Annotated in this window: 15 protein-coding genes; 9 read left to right on the plus strand and 6 right to left on the minus strand. The window is 54.9% G+C overall.

All coding sequences use genetic code 11. The features are described from left to right. The first annotated feature begins 26 nt into the window (after positions 1 to 26). Genes ABVF61_RS07855 through ABVF61_RS07880 form a run of 6 tightly spaced genes read left to right on the plus strand, consistent with a single transcriptional unit; the run spans position 27 to position 5,812 of the window. Positions 27 to 428: a PAAR-like domain-containing protein gene (locus tag ABVF61_RS07855; RefSeq protein WP_353992957.1), complete on the plus strand. Its 402-nt coding sequence runs from the start codon at positions 27 to 29 to the stop codon at positions 426 to 428. 50 nt (positions 429 to 478) lie between these two features. Next, the gene (locus tag ABVF61_RS07860) at positions 479 to 1,402 is read left to right on the plus strand and encodes a hypothetical protein (protein ID WP_353992958.1); all 924 of its coding nucleotides are present in this window, start codon (positions 479 to 481) and stop codon (positions 1,400 to 1,402) included. Positions 1,403 to 1,412: 10 nt separating this feature from the next. Beyond that, entirely contained in the window at positions 1,413 to 2,381 is a 969-nt protein-coding gene (locus ABVF61_RS07865) for a hypothetical protein (RefSeq protein ID WP_353992959.1), read from the plus strand. Positions 2,382 to 2,395: 14 nt separating this feature from the next. Then, complete coding sequence (locus ABVF61_RS07870; RefSeq protein ID WP_353992960.1) at positions 2,396 to 3,262, plus strand: hypothetical protein; 867 nt, start codon at positions 2,396 to 2,398, stop codon at positions 3,260 to 3,262. A gap of 51 nt (positions 3,263 to 3,313) precedes the next feature. Beyond that, positions 3,314 to 3,919, plus strand: coding sequence for a DUF3540 domain-containing protein (locus ABVF61_RS07875; protein WP_353992961.1), 606 nt, complete (start codon positions 3,314 to 3,316; stop codon positions 3,917 to 3,919). A gap of 45 nt (positions 3,920 to 3,964) precedes the next feature. Then, entirely contained in the window at positions 3,965 to 5,812 is a 1,848-nt protein-coding gene (locus ABVF61_RS07880) for a tetratricopeptide repeat protein (protein ID WP_353992962.1), read from the plus strand. A 105-nt stretch (positions 5,813 to 5,917) separates the two neighbouring features. Here the strand turns inward: ABVF61_RS07880 and ABVF61_RS07885 are convergent, their stop codons facing one another. Next, on the minus strand, positions 5,918 to 7,183 hold the full coding sequence (locus tag ABVF61_RS07885; protein WP_353992963.1) for an aminotransferase class V-fold PLP-dependent enzyme: 1,266 nt from the start codon (positions 7,181 to 7,183) through the stop codon (positions 5,918 to 5,920). A 324-nt stretch (positions 7,184 to 7,507) separates the two neighbouring features. Between ABVF61_RS07885 and ABVF61_RS07890 the strand changes: the two genes are divergently transcribed. Together ABVF61_RS07890 and ABVF61_RS07895 are read left to right on the plus strand one after the other, a co-directional pair. Further along, positions 7,508 to 8,512, plus strand: a complete 1,005-nt coding sequence (locus ABVF61_RS07890) for a hypothetical protein (RefSeq protein WP_353992964.1) — start codon at positions 7,508 to 7,510, stop codon at positions 8,510 to 8,512. Between the two features lie 142 nt (positions 8,513 to 8,654). Next, positions 8,655 to 9,473, plus strand: coding sequence for a class I SAM-dependent methyltransferase (locus tag ABVF61_RS07895; RefSeq protein ID WP_353992965.1), 819 nt, complete (start codon positions 8,655 to 8,657; stop codon positions 9,471 to 9,473). 42 nt (positions 9,474 to 9,515) lie between these two features. Here the strand turns inward: ABVF61_RS07895 and ABVF61_RS07900 are convergent, their stop codons facing one another. Beyond that, on the minus strand, positions 9,516 to 9,824 hold the full coding sequence (locus ABVF61_RS07900) for an AzlD domain-containing protein (protein WP_353992966.1): 309 nt from the start codon (positions 9,822 to 9,824) through the stop codon (positions 9,516 to 9,518). Then, positions 9,814 to 10,464, minus strand: coding sequence for an AzlC family ABC transporter permease (locus ABVF61_RS07905; RefSeq protein ID WP_353992967.1), 651 nt, complete (start codon positions 10,462 to 10,464; stop codon positions 9,814 to 9,816). Before ABVF61_RS07905 ends, ABVF61_RS07900 begins: the two co-directional genes overlap by 11 nt. A 138-nt stretch (positions 10,465 to 10,602) precedes the next feature. Here ABVF61_RS07905 and ABVF61_RS07910 point away from each other — a divergent pair, with 138 nt between their 5' ends. Then, complete coding sequence (locus ABVF61_RS07910; protein WP_353992968.1) at positions 10,603 to 11,130, plus strand: CGNR zinc finger domain-containing protein; 528 nt, start codon at positions 10,603 to 10,605, stop codon at positions 11,128 to 11,130. Positions 11,131 to 11,629: 499 nt separating this feature from the next. Here ABVF61_RS07910 and ABVF61_RS07915 read toward each other — a convergent pair whose 3' ends face one another. From ABVF61_RS07915 to ABVF61_RS07925, 3 genes are all read right to left on the minus strand, one after another. Beyond that, positions 11,630 to 11,821, minus strand: coding sequence for a hypothetical protein (locus ABVF61_RS07915; protein WP_353992969.1), 192 nt, complete (start codon positions 11,819 to 11,821; stop codon positions 11,630 to 11,632). A gap of 444 nt (positions 11,822 to 12,265) precedes the next feature. Continuing rightward, positions 12,266 to 15,058 carry a trypsin-like peptidase domain-containing protein gene (locus ABVF61_RS07920; protein ID WP_353992970.1) on the minus strand — a complete coding sequence of 931 codons (2,793 nt, stop codon included), beginning with the start codon at positions 15,056 to 15,058 and terminating at the stop codon, positions 12,266 to 12,268. Between the two features lie 73 nt (positions 15,059 to 15,131). Continuing rightward, positions 15,132 to 17,039 (minus strand): D-Ala-D-Ala carboxypeptidase family metallohydrolase, encoded by a 1,908-nt coding sequence (locus ABVF61_RS07925; protein ID WP_353992971.1) that lies wholly within the window; start codon positions 17,037 to 17,039, stop codon positions 15,132 to 15,134. Positions 17,040 to 17,306 lie beyond the last annotated feature (267 nt).

Genomic DNA, 17,306 nt, shown 5'->3' on the forward strand with positions numbered 1-17,306 from the left:
CACTTGAAGTAAAGGGGAAGTACAAAATGTCAAACGTACTGAGCTCCGGCCCGACACCGGCAATGGATGTCTCACCGTTGGATGCCTATTTGCAACCGACACCTGCCGGTCCGGTTCCCGCGGTGATGCCGGCGACGGGAGTGCGGGCCTCCGCCGTACCGACCCAGATGTGCTTTCTCTATTCGGGATTTCCAATCCACACCTCCATGACAATCATACCGACCTGTACCGCGGGTCCAGGCCCTGGCGTGGTTTCAGGCATGCCCATGAGTGCGTGCCGCTCGACCAAGGGGTCGACGAATGTGATTGTGATGGGTCAGCAATTGGCTCGTTCGGGTGCCGACCCCTCACAGGAAAACGGCCTCAGCGCAAATTCCGTCGGCGTATCCTCGCCATCGCAGGCGACACTGCTGAACCCGATGGGCTGAGCCCGAAACAAGGAATTCGTTGGAAGTCAGACCCAGCAATGGAGACCGGTATGCCAGAGGGCGCAGATGGAATTCCAGCACCTGTAGAAGATGAACAGAAGAAGTGGCTTTACTTCGCCATACCCGGACAAGGCTCGAAAGATCCCTATAGTGGCCAGTATCTCCGGCTTTACTCCGCTATTGGGCAAGCCGAGCAACCCCACATACCCGAAGCCGCATTCTCCGGTCCAGCGCCGCCGCTGACGCCGTCAGCTCAAAACAGTTTCAAGTCTGCAACGATCTCGGCCAAGGGTGTCTATATCCTGAAGGCTGACCAAAAGCTCAAGGAAACCTTCGGGAATGCGCTGACTGAAGTCGTCCGCCAGGGCGACCACGACATTCAGGTTGTGGATGGCGACTGGTACCTGACATCAGAAAAGGGTCTGATAAGCATCAAAGCCAACGCTACTGACGAAAACGGCACAATTTCACTGGAATCGGAGGAAGCCAACATTGTCGTAAAGGCAAAGAAGGGAACCACGCTGACCCTGCAAGGTTACAGCAAAAGTGTGTCGCAGGGAGACTTTCTCGATTGGGTACTTGGAGCCGAATTGTCTTGGACGAATGGTCTCAACAGCGGCAAGTATTATGGATTAAACTTCAAATTGAGCGTTTCCTTCGAAGTTTCAACTTACAGCGCAGCATCAGTTTCCGTGGCTTTGGGTGCCGGTGATGCACACAACAAATCATTTGATTTCAGTGTTTACGCTGTAAACGCAAACATAACCAACAGTAACTTCTACATAACCAGCTCAATAAGAGCGTTCGTTCTAAACAAGATTTGCACCTACGATGTCAGTAAAGTCTTGAACAGGTCCGTCAGCTCAAAGCTCAGCCTTAGCGACGACATGACCAGAATGGACAAGCGCCTCGTGAAGGCACGTAAAGCAGCAGTAGATCAGGGATGGGCCGATCTAATGGTCATAAACGCGTAGAGAGGTCTTTGTGGCAAACGTACTATGGGGTGTTCCACCTGATCGCGGGTCAGCGTTTGATATTGCCAAAGGTACCTATCTTCGCATGGGCACCTATTCGGCTGATCCACGGATCAACATGGATGAACGCGTCGTGCTTCCTCTTGAATATCTGCAGGACGTGAGGACAGACGACAAGGACCAGGCGCTCAAGGAAAGCGAGGGCATCCTGTTCTCGACACGCGGCAGTTATGTGGTCGAAACCGAAAAGACGGGTGTGATCGACATCGGCGCCGGCATCAGTGAGCATGTGACGGGGTCCGATAACGACCTCGAGAGCAAAACCAACCAGGGCAATATCCTGGCGACGATAGAAAAGGGCAACGTCTCGATCGTTGCTAAAAAAAAGGAAATCGAGATTATTTCAGACGATAAGAATATCGAGCTGATAGCAAAATCCGGCCTACTCACCACAAGCGCAAAGAAAACAATAAATTACACGGCAGGGCGGTATGTGAAACGCGTCTTGGCGAACGAATACTCAGAAGTTGCGGGAACGAATACAGAAATCAATGTCGGTGCAAAACTGGAATTGCTTACCGCGACAGCGGAGTCCTACAAGCTCACTTCCGTCGTCGCCTGCGCAACAACAATATCGTTTGCACTTGCACCTATTTCCATCGGCTTTTTTGCACTCGGCTGGAATCGATTGAGTGAAACATTCGTAAGTGTCGACACGCTCTACTGTCAGCTCAACTCCGAGTACCGCACTGTACAGCTTGAGACGGTCTATGTGGACGATTCGAAAAGCGTGAACTTTAAGGACGCCCGGGCGGCCAAATTCAAAAGCGCTAAGTGGTTGCTGAAGAAGGCGACGGTGCAGACCTTCAAGGGGCTTTTGACGACCATTCCCGGACCCGATCCAATGGAACAGGATGACTTCTGGGATGACGAAAACATGGACGCCTGGGAACCGGAATCCTGGAGCGAATCGTTTTGATGGAAGAGCTTAAAATGGCGACTGGACCAAGCGTCGAATACTTCCTGCCGAAGAACCGGAACGACCCCAGCCTAAAGGACAATATGTACTTCTTCAGGTTGGGCGCATATGACGCTTCGCGTGAGGCGAAAAGCGCGGCGACTGAAGCGCCTGAGGGTCTTTACTGCTACAGCCCGGACCACTACACGCTGAAAGCAACCGGAAAGATGTATGAAACGGTCTCCGGACCTGTGCTCAGAACCGTCGAGCACGGCGACTACATCTATGACAATGTGGACGGAGACCTAAATATCTCCGCTGGACAGGGCGTTAAAATCCAGGCGAAGAAAACGGTCAGCATTGTCGCCAAAGCGAATGCATCAGACGATGATGAAAGCACTGCAACAGATGATGGCGAGAACTTCAGTATTGACGCAGGTGAGAACAACCTGCGCTTCGTTCATCACGACTTCGACAGCACGACACGCGAAAACAAGACGACGGTCACACTCGGCAACAAGTACAAGTTTGTGCTTGGAGCGGCGCTCACGGGCCTGTTTGGACACAGTCGCGATTCCAGCATGAGCTTCGATGTCAAATTGGGTGCCGTCAGCTTCAGCGCAGGTCTGGGCGCAAGTCTGGACTGGAAGGCAAACTCGATCAGCTACGGCGAAACGTCAAGATTACTCGTCTATTCCATCCAGCGCTCCTTTCATATTCAAAATCACAAGCGCTCTTTCCTTGACGAAGAGTTCACGGTGAAGAAATACGCCGTTAGCCTCATGAGTTCTAACGAAGGTCTTTCGGCGTTCGAAAAATACGTTTCGCAAAAAGAAACTTCCCAGATCAGTATTGAGACTTCAAATACAGATCTTGTTCTTCATGACTCCCAGAGTATCTGAAGAAGGTTCGAAGCATTTGACACAACTGCACATGAAACAGTGAGAGGACACATGAGCGAACTCGACCTGAAGAATAAGCCAGTTGACGGATTGGGTTTGTCAGACGCACAGCCAACCGCGAGCATGCGCGTCGAGAGGCTCGAAGGACAAGACATCCTCACAAGGCACGAAGACGGCACCGTGCAGAAAAGCCTGCGGGCCTTCAGCTGCCTTGCGCAACCGGAACCGGGTGATCTCGTGCTAACCGCCGAAAATGCCGGTAAGACCTACGTGCTTGCCATCCTGGAACGCCCGTCCGGCTCTGACCAGACACCTCTCGCTCTCACCAGCGAGACCCCGATCCGCATGAAAGCACCCAGGATATCTTTCGAAACACCGGTTTTCGAACTGGCTGCCGGTTCAATTTCTTTCGTGGCCGGTCTCTTCCATTCGCTCTTCAAGGAAAGCAACCGGATCGCGGGCGTGGATCGCAGCTCCTCTGCTTCGACCACACAGACCACCGGCAGCCGGCTGACTGTCGTGCATCAGTCGGATGTTCAAAAGGCTGCGGAGTTCAGCCAGACGGTCAATGGTGGAATGGTGGTTCAATCGAAGACCGCGGTTATCAACACGGAATCCGATCTCCGGCTGAATGGCGAACGGGTCAACGTCGGATAGAACATCTCAAAACTAAGTCGTTTCGAGCAAACGAGGCTTCAAGACATGGCAGACGTCACTGAACTGACAGGAGCAGCGCGCAAGCATCTCGAAAACGGTAATGTTGACGATGCGCTCGAACTCAGCAGAAAAGCGCTCGAGCGTGCGCCCCGGTCTCCCAAAGCGCTGAAGACCTACGCCAGCTGCATGATTGCGACCGGCGACCTGGAAGCAGCCGCAGCCTGTCTGACGGAAGTTCTCAAGATCACGCCAGACGACGCCGAGGCGACCCATGATCTGGCGGTTACGAAAAAGATGCTGGGGGATCACGAGGCTGCCGAGCTACATTTACAACGTGCCGTAGATCTTAAGCCGCAAAACGCACAATCCTACGACGCGTTGGGCGCACTTTATGCAGACAGCGGCAAAATGGATCTGGCGCTCCGCAACGCCCTGAAGGCGCACGAACTCGACCCGGAAAACATACGCGTTCAACAAAACCTGGCGAGCCTGATGGCACAGGTGGGAGCACCGTTCGATGCCCTGAATTATCTGTCAAACGTGCTGGAAAAAGAGCCCAACAATGTTCCGGCAAGAACCATGCTTGCAGGTGTCTATCACGACCTCAGCGATCACGACGCCGGTTACGAACACGCCAAGAATGCCTACCTTGCAAATCCGCGAGACCCGGTGACGCTGTCGGCCTTCGCCCAAAGCCTGTGTCACGTGGGCCGCGCCGAAGAAGCCCTTGAACTTGCCGACAAGGCGCTCAAGCTCGCGCCTGATTACCTGCCCGCTGCGGAAGCTCGGGCCGTTGCGAGCATAGAATCTGGTGCTCCTCATGACGGCATCGCGCTGCTGTCCGACCTGTTAAAGCAAAATACCTCGAATCCGAACCTGTGCCTGGCGCTGGCACGGGCAATGTTGAGAGCCGGCAAAACCGACGAAGCGATCAAGCTCGCGGAGTTGGCGGAAAAAGATCCGGCGACCGAGAAACAGGCGAAAGCCCTTCTCGGTCACTGCCTTGCACTTAAGGGCGACTTCGCCAAGATGTCCGAAAGCAGACGCCAGCTGGAAACCGGTGAAACAAAGACCACGCCCGGCGAAGAGAACCCGTCGGAGGTTGTTGTCATACCCTTCGAAACAAGGCCCATTGAAGCAATACTTCTCTCCAGGTTCTTGACGCCGCCGGGCGACCAGACAGAAGCGCCCGGACGCCCTGTGCCAAAGATCTACGCCGCGCCTCCACTTGTTCCCTTTCTGGAAAGGCTGGTTGCCGATGCTGAGATAGAACCGCTTGCGGAAGACAGTATCAGCAAGGCTGTCACCAAGAATGACGCGGTCCTGCTGACAGACCATGCGCTGGAGACCGGCCTTCAAAATTATTCGCCCGGCCTGTTCCGCCCTTATATTTCAAGCGACCAAAGGGCGGACGAATTCTGGACGGAAACGCTGCGGCCCTTCAAGCGCCCCTATGTGGGAGTTTCCTGGTCAAAGACACGGCCCGATGCGCTCCTGGAAGACGTTGCCGCCGGTTTGAAAGACTGGCCCGGCACAATCTTCAGCCTGGTTTGGGACGATCAGCGCCATGAACTGGAGGGCAACACGACCATCGTCGACGCCGGCCGGCACCTGATATCCATGGAAGCCCTTATTGATATCATTCACAAGATGGATCTGATTGTGGCTCCCGACGACATGGTGCTTCATCTGGCCGGAGCCTTGAACGTGCGCAGCCTCGGTCTCGTGACCCCGAGCTTGAACTGGTACTGGCACGAACAAAATGGCCGGTCCCACTGGTATCCATCCATCAAGTTGATCAAAAGAGACTGGACGCGATCCCATTCGGATTTACGAATGGATATCGCTGAGGCGGTCAAGGGTTTTGTCTCGGAAGAGCTCAAGGAAGCGTAACTCCCCATAATGTGTGTGCGGATTTGCGCTGCTGCTTATATCTAATCGCGAACGTTGCAAACCCGTACCTACTGGCAGAGGGAACCGAACGGCATGCCCTGTCGGTTAGGCCGCAAGTCGCGTTTCGATGTCCTTGATCGCGCCGAGAAACTCGGCGACTTCCTGAAGGGTGTTGTAGTGGCACAGCGATACCCGCACGCAGTCGTCAAGACCCAGCGGATCCAGCACATTGCCGCTATAGTGGTCGGCCTTTCGCGTATGGGTGCGAATGCCCTGGCTGTTGAGAGCTTCAACCACATCCGGTGAAGCGACACCGGCAACGGCAATCGAAACCAAACCTTCGCGCGCCGGATTTTCGGCTCCCGCGATAATCCTGACATGGGCGAGATCCTTAAGACCCGGGAGATTGCCGGTGCCGTTGATCATCGCGTCGATCAGAAACCTTTCGTATTGATGGATTGCGCCTCCCGCGGCTTCAATCCTTTCGCGGCGCTCCGTTGCCGGCGACACTTGACTGCCCAGCCATTCGAAATAAGCAACGACATCGGAAACGGTCGCATAGGCTCCGGCGTCGCGGGTCCCGAACTCCCAACCGGTGGCAGGAGCGTCGATGAGCATGTCATGGGGAGCCGCGCTCAGCTTGTCGGAAATCCACGCGATCCCGTAGCCGTGCCGCGAAAAAACCTTGTAGGGCGAGATCGCGTAACCGTCGATCACGTAGCTGTCCAGGTCAAGCTGTCCATGAGCGGCGTGCTGGATGCCGTCTACAATGATAACGCAGCCGGGTGCAACCGCACGGATTGCCCTCGATATCGCAGCGACATCCATTGCCATCCCCGACACCGGAGACGCATGCAGGATCGTGGCAACCGAAACATCCGGGGTAACCAGCGCTGCGTAGTCCTCAGCGGTGACCAGTCCGGTCTCATCGTCGTGAGGAACATTCACATAGCTCAGCCCTGCGATGTCGGCCCAACGGCGTGCGGCGCTGCGGGTCGCCGGATGCTCGATCGACGAGCCGATAACCTTGGTTCCTTCCGGGGCGTTCACGCAGGCGGTTCTGATCAGCCGGAACAACAGCTCGGTGCCGCTTTCTCCAGCAAAGAACTGCCCCGAAGATGTGTTCATGAACACCGCAAGGTCCGCCTTCGCCTTGTCGATGACCTTTTGCGTTCCCTGACCTGCAGGGTTGAAACGGCCAGGATTATCAGGCAGCGCAGCGTAGAACGTCGACGTCTCGACGACGGACTTGAGGGTAAGAGCCCCACCGGCATTTTCAAAAAAGATGCGCGGACCCTGGAATGGGCAGCTGTCCACATGGGCAAAGCGATCTCTGATCGCTGCAATCAGGGCTGGGTTGTCTTCTATCATGCGTGTCGTCCTGAATAACTTCAGTCATGGCCCTCAAAAGCCATGCTCCAAGTCGTGTGGCCTGTTCGGCAAAACCGATATGACTTCGTAGCAGGAAGCCGTCAACACTGACACCGACAATCAAGCATCTAATCTCACTTTGACTGCATGAATGAGCCAGTCATGCGCCGGATCCCGAATTCAGGTATAATCGTGGTTCGGGACAGGCTCCGGTACGCAGCTACTGCACAACTGAGGCAGTCATTTGCGCGGGCAATATTATCGCCTTCATTACCGAATGCGTTCCCTACGTTGGTCCATTTATCGCGATAAAGAGTTGTTCTCATGATCAATAATTTTTTGATACCCCGCCTGTCCAAGACCTCCATGCAAGCTATGGAAACAATCAGCTCGCAGGCACAGGACGCAGCCACCAACGCGGAGCATGTTGTCGACTGGATCGCGGGAAAGGCAGCCGATACGGCAGAAGCGGGCACCGAACTCGCGCAAGACTATGTCGAAGCCGGACTGAAAGGTGCCGGCGTTTTCAAGGATGAAGTCTACGAGCAGATCGCCAAGACCGAGATGCTCGAAACCACGAAGCTGATGGTTGAGCGGGCGAAATGGCATGCTGAAGAGACGATGGGCAATGCCGAAGAAGCCGTGGAACAATTGTCCGATGCCGCTCTGAGAAGCCTGACAAAAAAGATTTTCGACGCAATCATTGCCGCGCACGGCACCTGGCGACTGACGGCGCATTTCCGTTTCATCAAGGTCATGGCAGTCTCGGCGATCGGACAACCCGGCTGCCTGACCGGACCGAACCTTCTCGTTCACATACTCTCGCACAAGGATGTTTCAGGGCTTACCGGAACCGATGCCAAGATCCGCGACGCTGTGGCTGAAGCGGTTTCTGATGCGTACTTCCTCTGGCAGTCGAAGGTGATGGTCCCTGGATTGCCCTGGTATCCGGCCTTTGCCGCATGGCCCGGCCCACACGCGCCGCCAACCCCGAATGTGCCAATGCCTCTTATCGTTTGCCCATCGGCAAAGCTTGCGAAGTTGACGAGCGCTGCCAGTCTGTCAAAGGCGATCAAGGATGGGCTGCCATCAAGTATGAAAGATAAGGGACCCTACTGCACCGCAGTTGCAACCAGTCTGGCCGCAGGCTTCATGACGTGGTTACCGGCTGCCCAGATAATGGGCGTAATGGGGTTCGGGCCTGTCCCATCCTACGCACCACCAGCTATCAACGCCGGACCGGTCGTAAACGGTAAAACAATCGAGACGCCAGGATGTTTTTCGGGTACTCCGCCGCTCATCCTGACGGTGCCACCGACCTTCAAATAGCGCCGGCGGTGGTCTGCGTCGGCCATCGGTGAGGTTTGAAACGCGCCTGCGGCATCACCGAAAGCTGGTCCTCAGTTTGCCGTCTCCTTGCATCAGGCGATTGTCTGCTGACGGTTCCGAACCGGTCTGCTAGGCATGCGTCATGTGTTCTTCTTCGTCTTCGCAACATGACCTGGCATCGACCCGCCATGCCGCATCCCTGGCAAGCGTTTACCGGTTGGTGGACCGGCAACTCTCCCCTCTCGGGCTGCGCGCAATGAATGTTCTCGATCCACGCCGGGGAGATACTGTTCTCGATGTTGGCTGCGGGGCGGGAGGAACCTTGCACCAGCTCTCGGAACGTATCGGACCAAAAGGACGCGTGATCGGTGTCGACATTGCACCAGCGCTTGTGTCCATCGCGGAGGAAAGATGTAAGGACGACCCCTCTATTGAGCTGATCCGGGCAGACGCACAGACACTTGCGATGCAAACAGGATGCCTGGACCGAATCTATTCACGCTTCGGCGTAATGGGATTTGCCAACCCGACCGCGGCCTTCGGGAACTTCCGGCGACTGCTCCGCCCTGGCGCCCGGCTGGCGTTTTGCTGCTGGCGCACCTTTGAAGAAAACGAACTCGATTACTTTCCGGTGAAAGCGGCCGGGCGCATCCACGACGTGCGCGAGACACCATTCAGTTTCTCCGACCCGAGCGCAGTGCGCTTTTTGCTTGAAAACACAGGATTTACGCAGATCGCGTTCGAAGCGTTCGACGCAAATGTCTCGTGCGGTGACTTGAATGCGACCGTTGAAGTGTTGCTGAGTGTCGGTGCACTCGGCCAGATAGTTCGCGAAAAGACTGCGCACCGTTCCGAAGTTGAGCCGCTCCTGCGCGAAGCACTGGCGGCAAGGTCAGATACTGCGCATGTGGAACTCAAGGCAGCTGTCTGGATTGTTTCAGCTCACGCGGATCGTTCCTGAGGGGCGGACTTTCCTTTGTCGCTGGCTTCGGGCGAGGCTCTGTCAAAGCGAAAGAACAAAGGAAAAAACAGCGGCGGAAATCATCCCTGCAAGCATTGCCCAGATGACACTGCGAAACAGCGCCATTGCAACGAGGGCGAACAAAGTTGCAACGCCCGTTTTAATATCTCCGGAAACCAGAAGCGAAGCCACGAGGGCCGCGATCACGGAGACAGAAAGGCCCTCCAGAAAGCGTTCGGTTTTTGGCGTGAGGGCAACCCGGGTCATGAAAAAGGCACCGGCAACTCGGGTAAAAAAAGTTGCGGCAGTCATGACTGCGAGCACCAGAAGGAATGACCCTTCACTCAGCATGGAGCATAACGGCCACTGCACCGCCCACAAACGCGGCGAGGATGATATTCCACCCCGTTGGCATGTAGGGGTAGGTCAAGGCCGAGACGGCCATTGCGGAAAGAACCGGCAAGAACAGCGTCTGCGAGCGACGCACAGCTCCGAAGACCGTTGCGGCAAAGAAACAGATCATTACGACATCGAACCCGAGGTGGTCAGTCTCGCCAAAGAGATCTCCGCCGAATGCACCGGTGGCCGTGCTGCCGACCCACGCGAGCCACAGTGTCACCCCGCCACCAAAGAGCACGCCAAGGTCGGTTTTTTCGCGTTGCAGTGATGTGTGAAAATCCGCGAAGTTCGCATCACTCAAGAACGCGAGCGTCGCTAAACGCCTTTTGACAGGCAGCTGGTTGATCCACTTCGACAAGGCTGCGCTCATGATGATGTGTCGCCCACTCAAAGCAAGCACGACAAGCCCCAGGGAAAGATAGGCGATGGGTTCTTCCAGAAAATCCAGCGCCGCAAATTGAGCGGTGGCGGTGAACACCAAAGCACTCATTGCAATTGTCTGAAACGGCCCGAGACCCTGTTCAGTCGCGGCAACGCCGTATGCGATACCAAACGGGACCACGAAAAGACTCACGGGCAACAATCTGCGCATACCCTTCAAAACTCCTGCCCTTGTGAAGAGAATTTCGGCCACCTGCATCCGTTTCGCGATCACAAACTAACTAACTATTACAATGGTTAGAACGGAAATTGAATTGCGAGTCAACCATTATAGTGGTTAGAATGATACATGAGCTATTCTGAGGGACACCCGATAAAACTGGTTGGCGGCCGCTTGGCGCTCGACTTTGTCAACACAGCCGATTGGACACCCGAAGATGAAGTCGCCCATGAAAAACTGACGAATATCGCTGACCTGGAAACCTGGTTGCGGGCGTTAAACCTTGAGCAAACGGAACCGGTGCAAGATCTGCAGAGCCTGATCGACTTTCGCTTTCGCCTGAGACAGCTCATTTTGAAACGAACCGGCGACAGCGTGTTGAACGTCGTTCAGAGCCTCGATTTTTCGAGAGCCGGTTCGAACGCGTCCATACCTTTCAACCAGTCAATCACCGCGCTCATCGCTGCCTCTGCCGTTTCAGTCCTGACCGATAATCGGGAGCTGAAACGCATCAAGATGTGTCCGGGGAACAATTGCGGCTGGCTTTTCGTCGATGAGACAAAGAATGGACGACGCACCTGGTGCAGTATGGAAAGCTGCGGAAACCGGGCCAAGGCTGCGCGCCACTATGCAAAAATTCGCGAAGAACGGCTTTAGGACCAGAGAGTGGAAGCACAAATTCTCGTGGCAATTTGGTGCGACAAGTCGAGACGTAAGAGCACTCCGGTGCGATCCCATAATGTGATTTGTATCAAGCTGACGACTGCCGTTGAACAGTGACGCGCGCGGTTGAGAACAAATCGGTCGATCGGAAAAAAGAGCTCTTTTTTGCGTTGGAGGACCGCATCTGCGCGGAGCCCACGCAACAACACGGCATTGCCAAAAGGCACTTGATGCGATCAGCCCGAAAATCGTTTGTCTGATCAATTGGGATTCAGACACTCAGACCCTCGATTTCAAAGATCCGAGGTTCACACCAACTCGGAAACTTTTACGGCGCCCTCCGTTTCGCACCATCGACAAACCCAATTCCCCCGTTGTTGATTTTCGAAGGCCACCGGCTTTGAAACCCTTTGATCCGTTCGACGGTAAAAGGCACGACGGACCAACCAGCTTGCCGGCAAAACACTGAACCAGTCTTGATCGGACGGGTCACTCAGCGGCGCTTCACGTTGCCAGGTTCCTCATCCCGGGGGGTGGCCTTGCCGGAAACACCTGACAGAACGCTGAATGTTCCGCGGCTTGCGTTGGACAGTTTATCCTCGATGTCGCCATCCGCCCGCAAATCGAACGGTCGCGCGTTGTTCGGCGACAGCTTTGCCAGCGCGTCGTAAATTACTTTGTTCATCCATATGCTCCTCAGAAAAAGCGTCTCGGGCTAAACACTTTGAGTGGGCCTATCGGGACACCTGATGGACCGCTATGCGCAATAGAAAAAAGGCCATGCCTATCGGGCCTCTTGTCTCGTAAGCGTTACCTTTTTCGAGGTAACCGGCTTATTGGTTCTATGCCTGCTTTTCGCCCGATCTTCGACCAGTTTCTCAATGCAGACTTCAAGCGCATGGCCCCGCAGGCCCCAGCAGCTTTGACCGGCATAGACAGCGGTGCTCTGAAGCATGAACGCAGAAAAGATCAGAGCAGCCGCAAGTGATGTAGTCTTCACTTGGTAGTCTCCATTTGGTTATTTGCCATCGGCGACATTGCCGATCAAACCAGTATGAGGCCTGCTCTTTTCAGCCTTGTTTCAGGACATGTTTCAATTGTACCCGCCTTTGCGGACACTGATGCGAGTCTAAATGAGCGCAAGACCCGTCACGATGTTCTTCTGACGGTTCACCATCAGTGACTTGCCGGCATGAACATAGCCGGTTGTCGCCATGATCTGGTCGATCGGGCGATCATCCGCATATCCGTTCAGGATATGGCTCATCGGCGGATTTGCACCACCATAGTTCCCGCTCCAAAAATACCCGTGAACGATACCGGCGAGAAGTTTCGCAGACTTTTCTGCACTGCCTGCAATACCCGGGTAAGTGAACAGACCCGGGTATAGCACCAGACCGCTCGCGTTTTTTACGGCCTTGTTTTTCAAAGCACCGAGATACGCCAGATAGTAACGGATGTTTTCATCGACACTCATCGGCTGGTCATAGGCGGGAGCCCCCTTACCGACCCAGAACTCGATATTATTGGGAAGTGGGAAAATCCCGAACTCACCGTTGGAGTGAACGAAGTCGGGATCCATGATCCCCCCCGCTGAAACACCGGCTTCGACCATCAGCACCACAGCGACATCTTCCGGTGTGACGGGATTGGCTGCACTGCCGTAGCGTTTGGTCAGATCAGCGTTTACATGGCTCAACAGAACCTGCAGCGAAGCGCTGTTGACGTTGAAAAACGTCGATTTCGTCAATCCTGCCAGTTGCCAGTGAAGCGTCGGCCAGGACGAAACCGACGATGCGTTTTCAAGTGTGGCGGATACCGGCAGGTCGCGTGTATTGGCCGATGAGCCGGCGCTGCCGCCTCGATCCGTGACCGGTTGTGGCAGTCCGGCGTTTGAGAGGAGCGCCGCGAAGGCATCCTCGACGTTTGCCGCAGCGCCGGCATCTTCCAGCACCGAGCCCATTTCCACATTCCCGTCGGGCAGATGCGTCAGAGACAGCCGCAGCGCAATCGGCAGATGATCAGAGGTGTCCTGAACGAACCGGCTCACGACTTTGTCACGTGCAACGATGAAAAAATCATCCTCATCGGCGTATTTATTCATATTCGCGGAAAGGAAAATGTTGTCGATCAGGCTTTTATAGGGAGCCTTCAGATAGGTGAACGCGCCGTTTTTCTCGTCTTCAGCTGAAAGCGGTACAAAGTTCGCTGCTTTCAGAGGGTCGAAATCCTTCGTCGCGAGCGTCGCGTTGAAGTCACCCAACAATACCCAATCCTTGTCTGCCCCGTGTTCGTTGATCATCTGATCGACAGCATAGGCCAAGACTTTTGAAGCAAGCCGGCGGCGTAAGCTTCCCTCGCCTTTCGCCTTGAGGTGCAGCGGGACAAGGTAGAAGTCAAACGCCTTGGTTTCGCTTTTCAGCTTGAAACGGAAAAGGCCCGGGTAACGGTTGAATATCTTGCCGTGAACGGCCTCCAGATTCAGATCATCTTTGCTGTGCGCCTGGAAAAGACCGTCGATCTTCTCTGGCCAGTCGACGCGTTCTCCTTCGACAACATTCGGACGCCAGATGACAGCCGTCGTTTGTTTGCCCGGTTTCGCTTCAGGCTCGGAATATGCAGCCATGTATTCTTGCTTGTATTTGTCCTTTAACTGCTTAAGCAGCGCTTCGACCGCAGGCTTCGAAACTTCGACCAACGCCCAGATATCGAGATTGAGATCTGTAATGACCGTTGCGACCCGTTCGAGTTTGCCTTTGTTCCCATAGTCGCGATTGAACCACTCGATGTTCCACGCACCTATGTCGACATCCTGCTCGCTGCCATTATAGACCTGCACCACCTTCTCATAGGCTGATGGTGCTTTATCGTCGACGGTCGAAGCTTCTGACGCATCTTCTTCAACCGGCGGAACATAACGTCCCAGACTGCCGAATAGACCGGTAAGCGAGTCGGAACCATTAAACGCGCTCAATACGGTCGCAGCCTGGCTCGCTTCTTCTCCACCCTCGGCGATCCGCCGCTCCAGATCGATTGCGATCGCAGAGAGTTTGATGCCCTCGTTTACGACATCCGTCCTGCCGCCGTCGTTGAGATACCCGGTTAGTGTCGGGAACTTTTCCCGAACTTTGCTAACGGATTGCCAGGCGTGGTGCAGAGCTACCAGTCGGCCACGGTCACAAAAGACAGGTGCGCCAGACGACCCGCGCGCAGTGTCCGCAGCATAAAGCAGCATCGCGGTGTTTATCGACATAACCTCGGTGTCATCCAGCGAGATCCGCTTCGGCTTGCCTTCCGGGTGGTGCACGATGTAGGTCGGCTCGCCCTTGCTGATCGTAAAAGAGCCACGTGTCATCGGAATGGTTCCGAATTGTCGAGCTGCTTCGGCCTCAATCCAGACAAAGGTAAAGTCCAATTCCCCAACTTTGCTTGTAACAAAAAGCCGATCCGGATTGAGACTGAAACGTACTGCCGGAGGCGCGCTGTCCGGCGGGCCATCCAGAATATCTTCTTCAGTGATCTGGTAGTTGAATTCCGCCTTAGCATTTTGGGCGACTTTTACGTCATTCAGCACGTGATGGTTGGTCAATAGGAGGTTAGGCGCGACCAGGAAGCCGGTACCGTGCCACTGGGATGCTGGACGATTGGCAAAGTCCAACAGATCATCCCCGCTAACGGCAATTCGACAGACCGCCCTGCTCCGTTTCGCCAATATAGAGACAAGACCTGCCTGGGCTGTCTCCAGAACGCCAACGGTCGCTTCTACACCACCAATGGACGACAGATCTTCGCGCCACTGCGCAAGCATACTCGGGAGATTGTCGACCTTTGAACTGCTTTCCAGGTCGCTGAAGGCGCGCAAGTCGCTCCAGTCCGCAAGAAAATCTACCTCTGAATTCTGTTGCCGTGTGTTCTTAGCCATGAGTGAAATCCCGAAAATGCAATTTGAAATTTATTGCTCGCGCGTCCTGGCGAAAAGCGGCGGACGACCTGACCTATCCGGTCCAGTCGCGAGCCTTGAAGCCTGTATCCACGTGAATGAATTTGCTGCTGCCGGGTTTCACGCCTGGGTAGAAACCGATACCCGCGATCCATGCCGGATTGTCGGCTCGAACCGATCGCGCAACGTCCCGCCAATGTTCAACGCTTCCGCTTGCAGCCGCCCAGTCGAAGGCGGAAAATTTCAGGTGCTGAGAAGATGTCTTCCCACCGATCGCTTCGTTATAGGCGGGTGATCGATAGGCGGAACTGATAAACACCGCCGTCCCGAGCCGGTCGCGGATTTCGTCCAGCATCCTGGCAGTGTTGGCGATATTGGGCCAGAGCGTGCGCGGTGGCAGCGTATTCAGCCCCTCCCCCTTGCCACCAGGCCCGTTGTTGCCACCCAGAACGAGAAACTCTGCCGGTGTGAAATGCCTCAGGCTCAGGCTCTCGATGAAATCAATGAACGCCTTGTGGTCGAACCCGCCGGCCGTGAGCGGCACAGCCGCTGTCCCGCCCTGCTTTGTTTCGTCATCGAACAGCTTTTTCAGGAATCCGAAATTCAGTTCGACATTTGAACCCATGTTCGTGAACGCAAGCGCTACGTCGGGATCTTCATCAAAAAGTTCACCGCACTCGTCTGGGCCTGTTTGGGTTCCGGAGCTGGCTTCAGTGTCCGAGCCGGCAAAACGCGCTTCGCTTCGCGCCAGAGCCCAGAGAAAACCATCGCCTCCCTCGCCGTCATAACCTGCAATCATATGACCGTTGGAACCGTCGCCCGAACTTTCGATCGCGGTTGGCGTTACGGAAGCACCATCCTGACCGATTGGTTCAGCAGCGGGTTGCCATTCTGCTCCCTCGAGAGCCGGCGCACTGGTCATGGCCTCGGTTCCACCCTCCAGCCGGGCTCGAATGGCGTCCTCGATAATCGCTGCCGCACGGCCATAACCGGCATTTTTCGGGTGCAGTTCGTCGAACCAGCTGTTTGGGCCCCTGTCGACCTTGCCGCGCAGATCGCTGACGACGAAATTGGCGTTGTCGCTGGCCAATTGCTTCAGGGCGACGTTGAAGCGATCCATGATCACCTTCAGAATGTCGCGTCCAAGATCGAGCGGGATCTCCTTGTTGATAAGTGCCGGGCCGATCCAGTTGCCATCATCCTGCGGAAACGGCAGGTCGTAACCGTGCCCGAAAACGGTGACGCCAGGATGGTGCGTCGCGACGTCGGACAGGATCGTCTGGAAACTGCTCATCACGGTGTTGAAGACGGGATCGAAGACAGAGGCATTTATAAGCTCGGCAGGCTTCGCGCCCGAGGTGAATTTGATCAGGATCTTCTCGAATTCGCCGAAGAAATCGTTTCCACCGCCCGAAAGGATCATGCCAGCCGCACCTGTTTTGCGCAGGGCCTTAAGGTATTGTTTCTGAGCCGCCATATTGGAAACAAGATCGCCTGCCGCACCGACCGAATAAATCGCCATGTCGCTGTTTTCGCCCAGCTGATCGACAATATCCTGAAGGCGTACGGGATATTGGGTCCAGCTGTCTCCCTCTTCCACGAGACGAATTCCATCGAAACCAAAGAGTGTCTTGAGCCGATAGGCGACGCGGCGCTCAGCGCTGGCAAGTGCGTTTGCCACATCGATGGCAACGTCCCCGATAAAACCGCCAAATCCACTTTCAAAACCCGCGAGTTTCAGTCTTTCCGCTTCGTCCGTGAAATACTTGGCGCGAAACTCGGGGGTCATCTCAAGCGCGGGTGCAAAGGCGCGAGGCGCTTTGTCGGCCGGTACGAAACCTTCAGTCAACAATGACCGAAGCTGTGCTTGCAGCTTTTTCAGATCATCATAATCCGTCGCAGATTCGGCCTGCGTGAGTATTTCGGAGAGATTTTCGCCGGAATTGGCATTTTCGGAGACCATTACACTTTTCTCCCAATTACGAATAAAGAATTCAGACTGTAAACTTTACCTTGCAACGTCCCATGACGGTTGAAATGCAACAATAGCGTACAAAAACAATATCACATTTTATAGTTGAAGAACCAGATTATGCTTAAACACCGGTAAAACAACAACTAATCATGACTCGCGAATGATCTTAACGATCACACGACAGCAACGGAAAGCGCCCTTTTTGACTTTAGATTCGGTAGCGTATGGTTTTTGGTGAGAGACCGGTTTCGTTGT

Source organism: Roseibium sp. HPY-6 (genome assembly GCF_040530035.1).
Taxonomy (GTDB): Bacteria; Pseudomonadota; Alphaproteobacteria; order Rhizobiales; family Stappiaceae; genus Roseibium.